This window comes from Limnobacter thiooxidans (genome assembly GCF_036323495.1).
Lineage (GTDB): Bacteria > Pseudomonadota > Gammaproteobacteria > Burkholderiales > Burkholderiaceae_B > Limnobacter > Limnobacter thiooxidans.
The window spans coordinates 2,565,221-2,581,029 of the sequence record NZ_AP028947.1 but is presented as its reverse complement, the minus strand read 5'-3'; the positions used below and the strand labels follow the sequence as shown (position 1 = coordinate 2,581,029).

Here is a 15,809-nt window from a genome sequence, read left to right as displayed (position 1 = left end):
GCCATGGATTGGTCCGCCTTTTTCCTGTCAATTCAACTGGCGCTTGGTACGCTTGCAGTGCTTTTGCCCTTGGGCCTGATCGTTGGCAGATGGTTGGCGCGTACGTCGTTCCGTGGGCGGGCCTGGCTGGAGGCCGTCATTCTCTTGCCGCTGGTGTTGCCCCCCACCGTCATGGGTTATTACCTGCTGGTGGCCTTGGGCGGAGGGTCACCGGTGGGGCAGTATTTGCAAAACACGTTTGGCGTGTCACTGACCTTCAATTTTGCAGGCCTGTTGCTGGCCTCGGTGCTGTTCAACGTGCCATTCATGTTTCAGCCCATACAGCGCGCTTTCGAATCCATTCCCCACAACCTGAATGAAGCCGCGCAGGTCAGTGGCTTGAGCACATGGGCAATTTTTCTGAAGGTGGAACTGCCCCTGGCCTGGCCCGGTATTCTGTCTGCAATGGTGCTGACTTTTGTGCACACCTTGGGCGAGTTTGGCGTGGTTTTGATGATCGGTGGCAGCATTCCCGGCGAAACCCGCACCCTGGCGATTTCAATTTACGACAGTGTTCAAAGTTTTGATTTGCAGGCGGCCAACACCATGTCGCTGGCCCTGTTGATTTTTTCACTGGTGGCGGTGGCTTTGTCGCTGCTTTTGTCCGGCAGAAATAACCGTGCTCGGCGATTCACATGGCGTTGATTTTCGAATTCGAACAACACAAGCCGATGGCCCTGCAAGGCAGGTTCGGTTGCGAAGCCGGGCAGTTGCTGGCCCTGGTGGGACCTTCCGGTGCAGGCAAGTCGTCCATCCTGCGGCTGTTGGCAGGTTTGATGAAACCTGCCTGGGGTCGAATTGAGGTGGGCGGGCAACTGTGGCTGGACACGGATCAGGGCATTTTTCAAACGCCGCAGCAACGGCGGGTGGGCCTTGTGTTTCAGAATTACGCCTTGATGCCGCACCTCAGTGCCGCAGCCAACGTGGCGCTGGCTTTGCAACATGTGCCCAAGGGGAGGCAACTTGCTGAAGCGGTACAGTGGCTGAAGCGCGTGCGACTGACCGCAGGCGAGGCCATGCGGCGGCCGGCTGAATTGTCGGGCGGGCAACAGCAGCGTGTTGCTTTGGCGCGTGCGTTGGCGCGTGAACCCCAGTTGTTGTTGCTCGATGAGCCTTTTTCAGCCATTGACCAGATGAACCGGGAAAGCCTGTATCGCCTGTTGGCGGAATTGCGCGCAGACCTGAATATTCCGATTGTGCTGGTGACCCATGACCTGAACGAAGCACGCATGCTGTGCGACAAACTTGTTGTGCTTGATCAAGGCTGCGTGTTGCAGGAAGGCCCTGCTTTTGAAGTGCACCGCAGGCCGCGCAATTCCCGTGTGGCCGACCTGGTGGGCATACAAAACCGGTTTCACGGGGTGTGGAAAGGCCCTTCAGGCACGGCAGGTTGCGGCGTGTTGCAATGGACCCGTTCGCTGGATGTACAGCATGCAAATTCAGGCAATAGCATGGCACTGCTGGTGAATGACAAAGGCAAAATTCCCGAAGATTACCCAGTCAACTGGGTGGTACATGCCGACGGCCTTGCCTTGAAGTCTGCTGATTATTCAGCGCCACGCCATGGTTTCATGGCGCTGCCTGTGACAGTGGAGAGTCATCGTGACCTCGGCGAGCTCAGCCTGATCGACCTGAGCATGACCATGCCTCCGTTTGAAATCCTGAAAATGGCAGTGTCTGGTCCGCAGCGCTTGGGCTTGAAGAAGGGTGAATCGTGCATGGTCGAAATGGATTTGGGCCTGATTCACATCATGCCCAAAAAACACTGATTCACCGTGTAATTGCCCTCGCGACTATCGCGCTTTCTGTGTCACGAATCAACAGTACAATGTAATTTAATTACTTCTGTTTTTGACTCGCTGACCACATGAATCTACTTGATCGAATCCGAATGGAACTGGCGCAGTTTTCTGGTGCAGAGCAGGCTGTTGCCCAACTGGTCCTGCAAGACCCCAGTGCCTTTCAAAAAATGCCGGTAACAGAACTGGCTGCGCGCGCAGGTGTCAGCAGCCCGTCTGTGGTTCGGTTTTGCAGAACTCTGGGCTACGAGGGTTTGAGCGATTTCAAGCTGAAACTGGCTGCCAGTTTGAGTGAGGGGGTACCGTTTGTACACCAGTCTGTTCACGCTGGCGACACCGGAGAGGTGTTGATTCAAAAGGTACTCGACAACGCCATTCACACCCTTCGAACCTTTCGCAACACGGCACCAGCCAAACCCATCGACAAAGCCGCACGGTTGATTTGCAACGCCATTGCGAAAAACGGACGCCTGATTTTTTATGGCGTCGGTAACTCTGGCTTTGTGGCGCAGGATGCAGAACACAAGTTTTTCCGCATGGGTTGTTCAGCGCACGCCTATTCGGATGGACATTTGCAGATCATGGCAGCGTCAATGATGGGTAAAGCCGATTGCCTGCTCATCATTTCCAACTCAGGTCGTAGCCAGGACTTGCTGGATGCCACCCGCATTGCGCGTGAAGCGGGTGCAGCCACCATTGCCATTACCGCATCGGGATCGCCACTGGCGGAACAGGTTCAGGTGCACATACCCGCTGACCACGGAGAGTTCTATGAACAGTACAGCCCCATGGTCTCGCGCCTTTTGCACTTGTGTATTGTGGATGTGCTGGCCACGCAGGTGGCTCTTGAACTGGGTGGTGCGGTGCAGAAAAAAATGGCGCGCTTGAAGAAGAACCTGATTGATACCCGTTACAGCAAGTAGTCTTGGTAGAAGCTGGTTTGATGTTTTTCAGCCCAGGTGTCTGGCATTCGCAAACGCCTCTGCATGGCCTTTGAATCGGGTTTCACAGGCGATGAGGCTCGCGTTTTCGAAACCAGGCTTGTTGGGTAGTTTGTCATCGGTTTGTGCTGAAGTGACCAGCAAGATATTGCCCTGTTCACCACCAAAGCAGGGCATGGTCGGTTTGGCCAGTGGCACCGAAATGCTCTCGATGAACTCGCCTCGCTCGGAGAACCTTTCAAGCCTGTAGCCTTCCAGAATAGCGACCCAGTAGCTTCCATCGTCCGCGAAGCAGGCACCATCTGGCCGCGCTGTGCCTTCGGTGTAATGCTTGATTGTGCGTGCGTTGCTCAGGTTGCCTGTGCTGCAATCGAAGTCGAATCGCCAAATGCATTTGTGCCGTGTGTCGCACAGGAATGCCGAGGTACCTTGGGGTGAAAAGGCCAGGCCATTGCCCACAATCAGGTCAGGAATCTTGAGTTGGGCAAGACCCGATTCAATGCAGTAGAGGGCCGCAGTGGCAGGGGTTCTTGCATCGACCAAGGTGGAAATCCATATTCTCCCGGCCGGGTCGGCGCGGCCATCGTTGAATCGGTGTTTTGTGGCATCAAAAGGACTGGACAGTTTGTGAGTAAACACGCCCTGCTCAAGCAACCATGCGCCTTGTCGACCCAATGCGATCAGCGTGTCGCGATTGGCCGTGGGCAATACACAGCCAATTTCATCGGGCATGTGCAACACTTGAAGGTTCTCAGATTTTGCCTTGAATGGGTCTGCCTGATTCAGCCTGTACAGCTTACGCTGGTTGATGTCCACCCAAATCCAGCCGCCATGGGCGTACCGTGGGCTTTCTCCCAATGAACAAGCTGGCAGGGCAAGCGCCTGCCATTTCATGTCAAATTGGTGGGTGGTCATCCTGGGCTCATTCGCGTGTACCTGCCTGATAGAGAAAATGCTCTATCAAATGGGCAGTCACCGGATTTTCCGCCGGGGCATGCCCTGGCGGTACACTTTGCTCCAGTTGCTCGGCAATACCCTTGCCCAGTTCCACACCCCATTGATCGAAGGGGTTGATGTTTTGCAAGGCGGCCAGTGCAGCTGTGCGATGTTCCCACATGCACAGCAGCGCGCCGAGTGAGTAGGGCGTGAGTGAGTCCAGAAAAACCATTTGCACAGGCCGTTTGCCGGGGCAAGACCTGAAGTTGATCTCAGGGTTGTTCAGTTCTGTTTCTGCGTTGAGCCGACCGACGGAGAAAGCCTCGGATTGCGCAAGTGCATGCGACAACAGCACCTGGTGAGACTGTACTTCGTCGTGATTCGGGTGCACCACGACAATCAGTTCCACCGAACTGGCAATCCGACTTTGATGCAGCATCTGGAAAAATGCATGTTGCCCGTTGGTGCCAACGTCGCCCCATAAAATAGGACAGGCCGGCTTGTTCAAAACCTTGCCATTTTTATCAACCCCTTTGCCCAGCGATTCCATCCAAAGTTGTTGCAGGTAAGGTGACAGCAGGGACAAACGGGAATCGTAGGGGCTTAGCATCAGCGATGCTACCCCGTGTTCCAGGTTGTAAAGGTCTGACATGGCCAGCAGGGTTGGTATGCATTGCGAGGCCTCGCTCTCACGTACATGCTGGTCTATCAGTGCGGCGCCTTTGAGCAGTTCATTGAATGCGGCATTGCCGTGCACCATGCGAATACCGATGGACACCGGGCCCCACAGTGAATATCGTCCTCCCACACTTTCACTGAATTCAAAAACCCGTTGCGGGTCTACGCCAAATTCGACAGCCTTGGATGGTTTGCAGGTGGCTGCCACCAGTGCCTTTGCCCTGTATTGCGGCCCGGCTGCATCCAGCCATTTGAAAATGTGTTGGGCGTTGTGCAGTGTTTCGCGTGTAGAAAACGATTTGCTGGCAATCACCACCAAGGTGGTTTTCGGGTTCAAGGCGGCCAGCGCCGCTTTCATTTCATGAAAGTCCACGTTGGCAGCGAACTGTATATTCAGCGCAGGCGCTTCAGCGAGTTCAAGCTTCGCAAATACATCGTTGAGAAGGCGCGGCCCGAGGTCGGAACCGCCAATACCCAGGTGAAGCAGGTTTTCGTAGGGCACACCATCGGGCGTTGTGTATCGCCCGGAGCGTACTTCCTCTACAAAGGCTTCCATGTGGTTCTGTACTTGCCTGACCAATACCAATTCGTCTCGCCCGTTGATCATCAACTGGGCGGATTGGCCGGTTTGTTCAGTGTGTGCAGTTGACCGCAAGGCCCAATGGCTTGCCGGGCGGTTTTCGGTCGGGTTGACCACACCACCTTCAAACAGCTTTTGATTGAAAGCCGACAAACTCTGGTTGGCTTCGCTAAGCTGAAAGCTTTGAACATGGCCTTCGCCGTAGAGCTGCCTGTCAAGGTTGATGTGCAGTGGCCCGACACTGCGTGACAAAAATCCGGGTTTCAAGGCTGTTTCATTCATGAATGGCCGTTAAAAATGAATAGATATTGAATTAAAAGGATATTGAATTAACAGAATTTATAGATTATTCAGGCGGCTTTTTTAATTCTCGCACACCAACACGACGATTTTTTTACCGTGCCACCAAGTTAATCGTCTCGCTTGCCATCACTTTGGCAGATTGAACCAGCAGACTGAACATCCACCGATTGAGTGTTTGACCAACAGCACGCTAGCACTGGTAAGAGAAAGTTAAAAAAAGGTGTCAGGTGGAGTCACTTAAAGTAGTGATACAAAGGGACAAGATAGTCGTCATTTGCAATCACCAGTGCTTTTTTGCACAACAGTTGATTTCCTCGGCCCCAACAAAAAAGCCACCACGTTTTCAACGGATGGCTTGTGTTACCTCAGCTTCTGATCATTTCAAGGCGCGTTGGCCGGTTCAGTCACAAAGCCCAGTTTTTCAACGCCAGCGCGTTGCGCAGCGGCCATCACCTGAACGACCTTTTCATATTCAACCGCTTTGTCGCCTTGAATGCGCAGTTCGGGTTGCTTGTCTTGCTGCGCAACAGTTTGCAGTCGCAGTTCAAGATTATCGAAACTCAATTCTTCCTCATTCCACATCAATGCACCATCGCGTTGCACAGTCAGTGTGACGACATCAGGCTTCACTTCGGTGGGCTGCTGACTGGCCTGTGGCAGGTCCACTTTCACAGAGTGTGTGATTACGGGCACAGTAATGATGAAGATGATCAGCAACACCAACATGACATCCACCAGCGGTGTCATGTTGATTTCGCTGATTTCCTGCTGGTCATCGTAAGAGTTGAACGACATGGCTTACGCCTCCCGTTTCAAGGACATGGTGCGCACAGCAGAATCCTTCTGCATCGGGGAGCCGGTCAGGAAATAGGCATGCAGTTGCCGTGCGAAGCGGTTCAATTTGCTCAACAAACCCTTGTTGGCGCGGGTCAGCGCGTTGTAGCCCAGCACCGCGGGAATGGCCACGGCCAAACCAAATGCGGTCATGATCAGCGCTTCACCCACGGGGCCCGCCACCTTGTCGATGCTGGCCTGGCCTGAAACCCCAATGCCGACCAGGGCGTGATAAATGCCCCACACTGTGCCGAAGAGGCCAACAAACGGCGCAGTGGAACCCACTGATGCCAGAATGGAGAGGCCTGATTGCAGTTTCTCTGCAGCCTCTTCCATCGCGCTGCGCAAGGCCTCGCTAAGCCAGTCGGCCAGGCTGATTTGCCCGTGCAGGTCATCTTTGTTGGTGCTGTGGTGGTTCACCGCCGCCTGGCCTTCAATGGCCATGTGGTGAAAGGGGTTGCCGGTGTCTTTGCCCAATACTTGCAGGCCTTCAGCAAAGCTGTGGGTGTGCCAGAACTGATCAACTGTGCTGACGTTTTTGCGCAGGCGGTACAGGCGGATGCTGCGGGTAATGATGACGTACCACGATGCGATCGACATGATCAAAAGCAGCAGCGCAACGCTTTTGATGACCCAGTCGCCTTGGGCCCACATGGCGGCCATGCCGTAAGGATTGTTTTCCATTTCTCAGTAAACCTCGCTCAAATCAATAATGGTCAGTTGTTCAGTACGAATGAAACCGGTTGGACATACCAGTACGGAATGGGTTTGTCGCCCCGCTTGGCAGGCACGTATTTCCAGCTTTTGACTGCCTGCAGGGCTGCGTTGTCCAGCCGTGGGAAGCCGCTGGTGCGGTTCAGCTTGATTTCGCCCACGCTGCCGTCGGGCAATATGTAGACATCCAGCATCACGCGCCCCTGTTCACCCAAACGGCGTGACAGCGGTGGGTATTGCGGTGCCGGGTTGTTCAGGTGGGCTGCATCGGTGCGCGGAGGGGTTACAGGCGCTGGCGCTTCCGGAGCGGTGGCAGCCGGTTGTACGGGTGCGGCGGAGGGTGTCTGTGGTGAAGGTGTGCTAGGTGCTGCTTGTTGCACAGGCTCGGCCACTGTTTCGCGCACCGTGTCAGGTTTTGCAATGGGCGTTGGTTTGGGCTTTGGCGTCGGCGCGGGGGGCTGCTTGCTCACCGGTTTTGGTTCAGGCTTTTGTGGCGGTGGCAAGGGTTTGGACACCACGGGCGCAGGCTCCGGTGCTACCAGGACCCCCACAACGCTGGGCGGCGTGACAACAGGTTCAGTCAGGCTGAGGTGTTGTGCAGCCCACACAAGCCCCAGCACGTGCAGCAACACCACGCCCGTAAAGGTGAGTGCATTGGCCAGTGCATTTGAGTGGTTGGGTGAGGACAGGGTATTCATTACATTAGTTGCTGTTTTGTTGCTTGCCGACATGTAGGCAGAGAAGCAAGTTTCGTGCGCCCTGCATTTTGTGAATGAGAATCGATATCAAAAAGAGTGTAGCAGAACTTTCTCGCTCAGGGGGGAGTTTGCACTTTCTCCGTGCTCTGTGGGTTGCGACAAAAGGTCGCACCCTGGTGCGGCATGCGTTGTACACTTTGCCATTGATATTACATTGCACATGAAGGAGATTTCAGGATGAAGGGTTCAGGCAAAGTGATTGCAGCGTTGAATGCGCAGTTGAAAAACGAGTTAACGGCCATTAATCAGTATTTTTTGCATTCCCGTATTTTTGGGAACTGGGGCCTCGAAGTACTCAAGAAAAAAGAGTACGAGGAATCCATTGGCGAGATGAAGCATGCCGACAAGTTGATCGAGCGTGTGTTGATGCTTGATGGTTTGCCCAATTTGCAGGATTTGGGAAAACTCATGATTGGCGAAAATACCCGCGAGATTCTCGAAAGTGACCTGAAAATGGAAAGTGCCGCCCAAGTGACGATCAAAGATGGTATCGCCGTGGCGGAGGCTGAACGTGACTATGTATCCCGCGATCTTCTCAAGGAAATTCTGGAAGACACCGAAGAACACATTGACTGGCTTGAAACCCAGATCAGTTTGATCGACCGGGTTGGTTTGCAGAATTTCGAGCAGTCCATGATGGGTGTAAGTAACTAAGGGCAACCAAAGGTAACTAAGCCAGGCGTTCTATAAACCACAAGTTTCAAGGTGCGTTGAAAAAGTTCTTGATTATAGTAATGCGAATCATTATTATTTATTCAAGTTCAACGCATTTTGAGATTTCGTCATGATCATCTGCATTTGTGCCAATGTCAGCGACCGCACCATTTCTGAAGCAGTACGCACCGGTTGCGCCTCTGTTGAAGACATCACCATGAAAACAGGTGCCTGTTCAGGTTGTGGCCAGTGTCGCATGCATTGTCAAAGTGAAATCGAAGCACACAACACGCTGCTTCAGGTCAGTGAGATGAGCCAACAAACTGCTTGAAGGGCAGAACGCAGACCCACCTTTGGCTGTTCTGCATTTGAATTCATTTAATTCTGTAGTCCCCGCAACTTGTCAACTTCCACCGAGGCCACACCACTGGCCTTGTTTCCCCAGCTTCTTCGAATGTAGGTGACCACTGCTGCTACATCGGTGTTGTTCAATTCTGCCCGGTAGGGTGGCATGCCGTGTGGATAAGGTGTTTGTTGGGTACTGGGCGAAAACCCGCCGTTAAGGACCATCCGTATGGCATTGGTCGGGTTGGGGGCCACTACATTGGAATTGCCCGCCAGCCTTGGAAATTGGCTGGCTTTGCCATCGCCCTGTTTGCCGTGGCATTCAGCGCAAGTGTTGACGTAAATCTGTTCTCCCCGAACCATCAAAGGTTGCAGGGTTCGTTCTCCGAGACCCGTGGATTCTTTTTCAGACGGGGCTTGGGCGGGCAGGCTTTTCAGGTACACCGCCATGGCCTGAGCATCCTTTGTGCTTGCAAACTGCAGGCTGTGCGCAATCACTTCACTCATTGGGCCATACGTGGCGCTGTGCCGGTTAACGCCGCTTTGCAGGTAATTTGCGATGTCTTCTTCCGTCCATTGTCCCAAGCCTTGCGTAGGGTGATTGTTCAGCGCAGGTGCAAACCAGTTCAAAACTGGAATGGTTGCGCCACTGAGATTCAACCCGTCTTTCAGGCCGCCCAAGCTGTTGCGCGGGGTGTGGCAGGCGGCGCAGTGGCCAGGCCCGTTGACCAGGTAAGCGCCCCGGTTCCATTGCGCACTTTGTTTTGAGTCGGCCTGGAATTCGCCCGCTGTAAAGTAGAGCGAGCGCCAAATGGCAAGCAATGGTCTTTGATTGAAGGGAAATTGCAAATCCGGTTTTGACGTGGCCTGATCAATGGCGGGCAGGCGTTTCAAATAGGCAAACAGGTCGTCGACTTCACCCCGGCTCATCTTCGTGTAGTCGGTGTAGGGAAATGCGGGGTACAGAAAATCCCCGTTTTTGGAAACGCCATGGTGCATGGCTTTGTAGAAATCATCTGCGGTCCATTGACCCAGGCCGGTTTTTTTATCCGGTGTCAGGTTGGTGCTGAATATTTTTCCGAAAGGGGTTTCAATCGCACGCCCACCGGCATAGGGTTTGTTGGGTGCAACCGTGTGGCAGCCCGCACAATTGCCAAGGCGTGCGAGGTAAGCACCGCGCTTTTCCTGGGCCGAAAGCAGGTTGAGTGCAATCGGTTCTGGCGACACGTTGCGGTTGCCGGGAATGGCAGTGGCTGTGTGCGTGCCGCATTCCATCGGGAAATTCATCTGACCTGCCGGCAATGCCTTGGGATTGGCGGGTACAGCTTGTGCCGCCAGCCAGGCTGTTGCCGTGTTCAATTCCTCCGGAGTCAAAGCCTTGACCAAAGCATGCATGCAATCGGGGTCGGCTGCTTTGCGCTGCCCGTTTCGCCATTTGCCAAGTTGGGCATTCAGGTAATCGCGTGGCAAGCCTAGCAGGCCGGGGGTGTAAGGCTCCACACCAGTCAATGCTTGTCCATGGCAGGCAGCACAAGCAGGAATCTTTTTGGCGGGCAGGCCCTGAAGCACCAGTTGCTTGCCTTGCTCCAATTCCTGCCGGGTGGCGGTACTTTTGGCCGGGGCCGGGTAGGGTGGATTCTGGGCCGAAAAGTAGCGGGCCATTTGCAAAAGGTAGTCATTGGACAAGAGCTGCACCATGCCATTCATGGCCGGGTGCTGGCGACCGCCGTCTCGAAATGCCACAAGCTGGTTGTACAGATAGCCTTCCGGTTTGCCCGCAATCCGCGGGTAGTAGCCTTCGCTACTGGCGCGTCCTTGTGCCCCATGACAGGCTACACAGGCTTGGACCTTGTCAGCCAGGTCAGGGGCGGGCATTGGGTTTTGAGCCAGGCTTGGGCTCGACAGGCAGGAAAGCAGCAGCAAGGTGGCTGTGGCAAGGCGGGTGATCATGGGTACAACCTGAAAAATCGGAGCTGCCCAAGTATACGCCAGTGCAAAGCCGCAGCTACGGCCTTTACTTGGTCAGAATCAGTTTCCCTTGCGCTGTAATTCGAAGCCGGTATTCCATGTTGTCATGAATGATGGTCCTTTCCTTGCTGCCCTTGGGGAACAACTGTTGCGTGTTCAAGGCCGCGGGTGCCTCGGGCTGCGTGCTGTAAGAAATCGGGCTGATCGGGACATTGGATAAAGGATTTTTCATGTGGGGCAAACGGGCTTGAATTCGGTGTTTGAGTGTTAAAAAGTGTAATGCCTATTTTTGATAATTGCAAATAATTCTCATTATGATTAACATGTCGGTGTTGTTGTTCGACTTACAGGCCTTGTTCCCATGACATGTTCAATATTCAAGTTCAGACCAGCGTTGTTTGCGGTAGGTTTGCTGGTGTCCATTTATGCAGGTAGTGCCTTGGCAGCAGCTTCAAGCGACGAGGTGGTGAAGGGATATGCCCAACTGGTACATGCCAATTACACCGACACCGTGAATGCGGCGAAAACCATGCAGGACTCGATCAATGCCTTTCTGAACACACCAACGGCAAGCCGCCTGGATACAGCCAAAAAAGCCTGGTTGAATGCGCGTGAGTTGTATGGGCAGACCGAGGCTTTCCGTTTTTATGGAGGGCCGATTGACGATGAAAATGGCCCGGAGGGGCAGATCAACGCCTGGCCGATGGACGAATCGTACGTGGACTATGTTGAGGGCAAAAGCAATGCGGGCTTTGTGAACAACCGCAAGTTCAAGATTACGCGTACCGCGCTTGTGGAACAGAACGAACGGGGTGGCGAAGAAAACATAGCAACGGGTTGGCATGCCATCGAGTTTTTGTTGTGGGGGCAGGATCTGAATGAGAATGGCCCCGGGCAACGACCGTACACCGATTATGTTCAAGGCAGGGGAAAGAATGCGGACCGCCGCGCGGCCTATTTGCGCGAAGTGACCAACTTGTTGGTGAACGACCTGGAAACAGTGCAAAAGGCTTGGATACCCGGGCAGCCCAACAATTTCCGCGCTGAATTCGAGCAAGGCGGAATGGAATCCATTCGCAAAATGCTGGTGGGCCTGGGTTCGCTGTCGCGAGGTGAGTTGGCTGGTGAACGCCTGGAAGTGGCCTTGTTCAGCCAAGACCAGGAAGACGAGCATTCCTGTTTTTCCGACAACACACACCGGGACGCTGTCACCAATGCACAAGGCATTTTGAATGTGTGGACCGGTACCTACCCGCAGGCCAATCGTGAAACACTGAAGGTACCTTCACTGGCTGAGTTTGTGGCAGCCAAGGCGCCTGAAGTGGCACAGCGCACCACCGCACAAATCCAGAATTCCGTGAAAGCAGCGACAGCCATTCAAGCCCCCTTTGATCGGGAAATCATTGGTGGCGCAGATGCGCCTGGCCCCAAGCGAATCAAGGCCACAGTGGCTAGCCTGATTGAACAAAGCACACTGTTGGTGGAGTCAGCCAACGCGATTGGCATCACCCAACTGACCTTGACTTTGCCCTAAATTTCTCTCGAGGTTGTTGATCTTGAAAACAAGCAATGCAGTGTGTGTAATGCTGGTGTTCACTGTACTGGCGGCGGGCTCCCTGGTCAGTGCAGCAAGCACTGAGGCAAATGCTGAAGTGGATTCAGTGGAAGGAATGACACCGCGCACGGCTGGTGACGCCACAGTGTTTGCGGACGGCCGGAATTCATTTTCCTTTCCCGCAGCGAATTTGCTCGATGAGGAACGAACCCGCTTTGCCATAGGGAACTCCTTTTTCAAGCGAAATTGGGTGCAGGCACCTTCGTCCACCACAGCGCGAGATGGCTTGGGGCCGCACTTCATTGCACGTTCCTGTGGGGGCTGCCACGTGCAGGACGGTCGGGGAAAACCGCCTGAAATCCTGAATCGCCTGAATACAGAGCAGCCTGTGGATTTGCTGTTTCGACTGTCCATTCCCGGCGTGGATTCAAAGCATGGCGTGGTTGCAGAGCCAACCTACGGTGATCAGTTGAACAATGCGGCAGTGGATGGTGTGAAGCCGGAAGGAAAGATCAGGATCGACATGACGCCTGTTCAAGGCCAATACCCGGACGGCACGCCGTACGTGCTTCAAAAGCCGGCATATTCATTCACCGACCTGGCCTATGGCCCAATGCACAAGAAAATCATGGTCAGCCCTCGCATTGCGCCGCAGGTAATCGGCCTGGGTTTGCTGGAAGCGATTGAAGAGAAAGAGGTGTTGTTTAACGCCGAACTGCAGGCCCAGCGGCCTGACGCAATCAAGGGCATGCCCAACCGGGTTTGGGATGCCTATGCCCAACGCGAAATGCTGGGGCGTTTTGGCTGGAAGGCCAACGTGGCCACGCTGGCGCATCAAACCGCTGGGGCCTTTCTGGGCGACATTGGCATTACCAGCAGCCTGTTTCCGCACGAGAACTGCACCAAGGCCCAGAAGGACTGTTTGCGCGCACCCAATGGTTCAGAACATGGTGAACCTGAACTAAGCGACAAACTGTTCAACGAGATCGTGTTTTACCAGGCCACCCTTGCACCACCGGCGCGGCGAAATGTGAATGATGAAGTCGTCCTGAAAGGCCAGAAGCTTTTTGATCAGGCGCAGTGTGCTGTGTGTCACCGGCCTGCTTACACCACGGGGAAAGTGCCATTTCCAGCGCTTAGCAGCAAGGCACTGGAAGGCCAGAAAATTTGGCCTTATACCGATCTGCTTTTGCATGACATGGGTGAGGACCTGGCTGACAACCGCCCTGATTTCAAGGCCAACGGGCGTCAGTGGAAAACACCACCGCTGTGGGGCATCGGTTTGATTCCAGACGTGAACAACCACAAGCGCTTGCTGCACGATGGGCGTGCCGAGGGCGTTGAGGAGGCCATACTTTGGCATGGTGGCGAAGCCGAGCAAAGCCGCAACAGCTTCATGAGTTATTCCGCGCAGGACCGCGCTGCGCTGATCCGTTTTGTGGAGTCTTTGTGATGCATTTTGAACGCCGACAAGAATTGCGCAAGGGACTGTTGCAAGGTCTGGCCTGGGCGTTGGTCGCTTGTGTTTTTCTTTTGCTGGCCAATGTGGCCAAGCCTGCTGAAGCTGCCGAACCCATTGATCGAAGTGGCTTGCTGTTTCCGTACTATGAAGCATCTGAGGTACTGAACAGTGCCAGCAAGTACCACCACAACCGGTTGGCTTCGAACTTGTTGACCCAGTTGCAACTGCTCGATCAATTGAGCACGCAATACTGCGCAGGTGCTGAAAAGCTTGCGGGGCTGAACGAACAGTTTTCTCTGACTTACTTGACCTGGCTTGAGTTGTCGGCCGTGGTGACAGGCCCCATGTTGACCAACAACACGGTTCGACAAATTGACTTTCGCCCGCTACGCGTGAATTTGCTGGAACGTGCCGTTCAAAAACAGCCCGTGGGCGCAGAGCAAATGGCCTTGGTGGGCAGCCCTGCCAAAGGCTTCCCGGCGTATGAATATTTGCTCACCCAGCCATCATTCAAGCCAGCCACAGCACAGTGTGCGTATGCCCGCGAAGTGGTTCAAGACTTGGCGCGCGTGGTGGGTGAATTGAAATGGATGCCGGTGGCACCCCCCGCTGGTGATGAGGATGAGCAGGCTAGTGCCTTGCGAGCGGACATGCAGTTGTACTTCAACCAATTGGTGGGAGCCGTGCACAACCTGGCTTGGGAGCGGATGGAAAAGTCGATGCTCAGGGCTCGCGACGAAGTGGCCGCAGGCAAGGAGGCGCTTAACACGGCTTCAGCAATGAATTTACCGCAGCGTGCATGGGCCGCTCAATGGCAGGGAATTGAACCTTTGTTGGTCTTGCGTAGCCCGCAGGTGCCTGATGGTGTGCAGCAGGTCATACCGCTGGAAGCGTATTTGCGAGGGCTTGGGCAAATCGGCTTGGCGGATAACTTGGTGAAACACAGTGCAGCAGTTGCTGTCGCCTTGCAGGCCAACAGCCTTGAGAAACCTGAGCCTATTGCGCAATCGATCCAGGCTTTGAAGGTGTTGAAAACCTTTCTGGAGCAGGATGTTGCCAAAGGTTTGAAAGTGTCCATTCAGTTTTCATCGTCTGATGGAGACTGAGGTGTTACGCGAATTTCCATTGCATGTGACGCACAGGTTGGCAGCTTGGTCATGACTGCAATCAATCGCCGCCGCTTTCTGTCTACTGCGCTGTCTGCCGCATTGTCCACAGGTTTGTTGATGGCCATGCCCCTGGCCCGCGCAGCGAAGGTCAACGAAAGCCCCGCAAATTTATTGGCCGCCTGGAAGCTGCCCAGTGGCAATTATCAGGCTGGTGTAATTCGACTGCAGCCCGGTGAAAACGACCGATTGGAAGTGATCATGGCGGTGGACTTGCCCACCCGGCCTCATGGACTGATGCAGCTTTCGGGCGATGACTACCTGATTGTCGCTCGCAGGCCCGGTGACTGGATCATGCGACTGAATATCCTGACTGGCCAAACTTCGAGACTGTGGCAGGAAGCAGACCGACACCTGAACGGACACAGTGCTGTGCACGGCAATTTGCTCTACACCACGGAAACTGACTTGTTGACCGGGCAGGGCGTATTGGGTGTTCGCGATGCAAGCACCTTTGAATTGCTCGAGGTGTGGCAAACCGGTGGGCATGATCCTCATGAAATGTTGGTGATGCCCCAAGGGTCTTTGGGTTTGGATCACCCATTTTTGTTGGTGGCCAATGGTGGAATTCGAACCCATGCCGACATGGGTCGAACCCCCATGCCCGGTAAAACCATGGATTCGTCCCTTGTGGCGTTGCACCCTGAAACCGGGGCCATGCTGAAGCAATGGACTCTGGATGATCCCCAACTGAGCTTGAGGCACCTGGCCTTGCACTCAAGCGGTGTGGTTGGCATTGCCCTGCAGGCGCAACACCCAACTGAAGCTGCACGCAATGCAGCACCTGTGCTGGCAATCTTGAGTACAGAAAAGGGTCTGAATGCTTTGCCCACATCCACTGAATTGGCTGGCTATGCAGGCGACATTGTTGCAAACAGGGTAGGTTTTGTGATCAGTTGCACCAAAGCTGATTCAGCGTTGCACTTTGATTTGCAAGGCAACAGAATTGGCTTGATCAAGGCCCAAGCAGCTTGCGCGTTGGCTGTGCAGGGCGAACAGGTTTTGCTTGGTCAACAGTCGGCCGAAGTGGCCAATTTACTTGAACTGGACAACCACTGGCTTGCCGTGCAGGGGTGA

Annotated in this window: 16 protein-coding genes; 9 read left to right on the top strand and 7 right to left on the bottom strand. The window is 54.3% G+C overall.

Annotated elements, in window-relative coordinates; genetic code table 11:
- The first annotated feature begins 3 nt into the window (after positions 1-3).
- From modB to RGQ30_RS11700, 3 genes are all read left to right on the top strand, one after another.
- A complete protein-coding gene (gene modB / locus RGQ30_RS11710; protein ID WP_130555746.1) occupies positions 4-684 on the top strand; it encodes a molybdate ABC transporter permease subunit in 681 nt (226 codons plus the stop codon).
- Positions 675-1,808 carry an ABC transporter ATP-binding protein gene (locus RGQ30_RS11705; protein WP_130555747.1) on the top strand — a complete coding sequence of 378 codons (1,134 nt, stop codon included), beginning with the start codon at positions 675-677 and terminating at the stop codon, positions 1,806-1,808. Before modB ends, RGQ30_RS11705 begins: the two co-directional genes overlap by 10 nt.
- Before the next feature lie 98 nt (positions 1,809-1,906).
- Positions 1,907-2,761 carry a MurR/RpiR family transcriptional regulator gene (locus tag RGQ30_RS11700; protein WP_130555748.1) on the top strand — a complete coding sequence of 285 codons (855 nt, stop codon included), beginning with the start codon at positions 1,907-1,909 and terminating at the stop codon, positions 2,759-2,761.
- Between the two features lie 27 nt (positions 2,762-2,788).
- On the opposite strand, the gene RGQ30_RS11695 is transcribed toward RGQ30_RS11700, so the two are convergent.
- From RGQ30_RS11695 to RGQ30_RS11675, 5 genes are all read right to left on the bottom strand, one after another.
- Positions 2,789-3,694, bottom strand: a complete 906-nt coding sequence (locus RGQ30_RS11695; RefSeq protein ID WP_130555749.1) for an SMP-30/gluconolactonase/LRE family protein — start codon at positions 3,692-3,694, stop codon at positions 2,789-2,791.
- A 7-nt stretch (positions 3,695-3,701) separates the two neighbouring features.
- On the bottom strand, positions 3,702-5,255 hold the full coding sequence (locus RGQ30_RS11690; protein WP_130555750.1) for a glucose-6-phosphate isomerase: 1,554 nt from the start codon (positions 5,253-5,255) through the stop codon (positions 3,702-3,704).
- A 402-nt stretch (positions 5,256-5,657) separates the two neighbouring features.
- A complete protein-coding gene (locus RGQ30_RS11685) occupies positions 5,658-6,071 on the bottom strand; it encodes an ExbD/TolR family protein (protein ID WP_130555751.1) in 414 nt (137 codons plus the stop codon).
- 3 nt (positions 6,072-6,074) lie between these two features.
- Positions 6,075-6,794 (bottom strand): MotA/TolQ/ExbB proton channel family protein, encoded by a 720-nt coding sequence (locus tag RGQ30_RS11680; RefSeq protein WP_130555752.1) that lies wholly within the window; start codon positions 6,792-6,794, stop codon positions 6,075-6,077.
- Between the two features lie 32 nt (positions 6,795-6,826).
- The gene (locus tag RGQ30_RS11675; RefSeq protein WP_130555753.1) at positions 6,827-7,522 is read right to left on the bottom strand and encodes an energy transducer TonB; all 696 of its coding nucleotides are present in this window, start codon (positions 7,520-7,522) and stop codon (positions 6,827-6,829) included.
- 237 nt (positions 7,523-7,759) lie between these two features.
- On the opposite strand from RGQ30_RS11675, the gene bfr reads away from it, so the two are divergent.
- On the top strand, positions 7,760-8,236 hold the full coding sequence (gene bfr / locus RGQ30_RS11670; RefSeq protein ID WP_130555754.1) for a bacterioferritin: 477 nt from the start codon (positions 7,760-7,762) through the stop codon (positions 8,234-8,236).
- Between the two features lie 130 nt (positions 8,237-8,366).
- The gene (locus tag RGQ30_RS11665) at positions 8,367-8,567 is read left to right on the top strand and encodes a (2Fe-2S)-binding protein (protein WP_130555755.1); all 201 of its coding nucleotides are present in this window, start codon (positions 8,367-8,369) and stop codon (positions 8,565-8,567) included.
- A 47-nt stretch (positions 8,568-8,614) separates the two neighbouring features.
- On the opposite strand, the gene RGQ30_RS11660 is transcribed toward RGQ30_RS11665, so the two are convergent.
- On the bottom strand, positions 8,615-10,531 hold the full coding sequence (locus RGQ30_RS11660; protein ID WP_130555756.1) for a c-type cytochrome: 1,917 nt from the start codon (positions 10,529-10,531) through the stop codon (positions 8,615-8,617).
- A gap of 64 nt (positions 10,532-10,595) precedes the next feature.
- Positions 10,596-10,781, bottom strand: a complete 186-nt coding sequence (gene hemP, locus RGQ30_RS11655; protein WP_130555757.1) for a hemin uptake protein HemP — start codon at positions 10,779-10,781, stop codon at positions 10,596-10,598.
- Positions 10,782-10,910: 129 nt separating this feature from the next.
- On the opposite strand from hemP, the gene RGQ30_RS11650 reads away from it, so the two are divergent.
- Genes RGQ30_RS11650 through RGQ30_RS11635 form a run of 4 tightly spaced genes read left to right on the top strand, consistent with a single transcriptional unit; the run spans position 10,911 to position 15,809 of the window.
- Positions 10,911-12,083 (top strand): imelysin family protein, encoded by a 1,173-nt coding sequence (locus tag RGQ30_RS11650; RefSeq protein WP_130555758.1) that lies wholly within the window; start codon positions 10,911-10,913, stop codon positions 12,081-12,083.
- 49 nt (positions 12,084-12,132) lie between these two features.
- The gene (locus RGQ30_RS11645; protein WP_130556930.1) at positions 12,133-13,557 is read left to right on the top strand and encodes a di-heme oxidoreductase family protein; all 1,425 of its coding nucleotides are present in this window, start codon (positions 12,133-12,135) and stop codon (positions 13,555-13,557) included.
- Positions 13,557-14,672, top strand: coding sequence for an imelysin family protein (locus tag RGQ30_RS11640; RefSeq protein ID WP_130555759.1), 1,116 nt, complete (start codon positions 13,557-13,559; stop codon positions 14,670-14,672). The genes RGQ30_RS11645 and RGQ30_RS11640 overlap by 1 nt, the downstream gene beginning before the upstream one ends.
- 51 nt (positions 14,673-14,723) lie before the next feature.
- The gene (locus RGQ30_RS11635) at positions 14,724-15,809 is read left to right on the top strand and encodes a DUF1513 domain-containing protein (RefSeq protein WP_130555760.1); all 1,086 of its coding nucleotides are present in this window, start codon (positions 14,724-14,726) and stop codon (positions 15,807-15,809) included.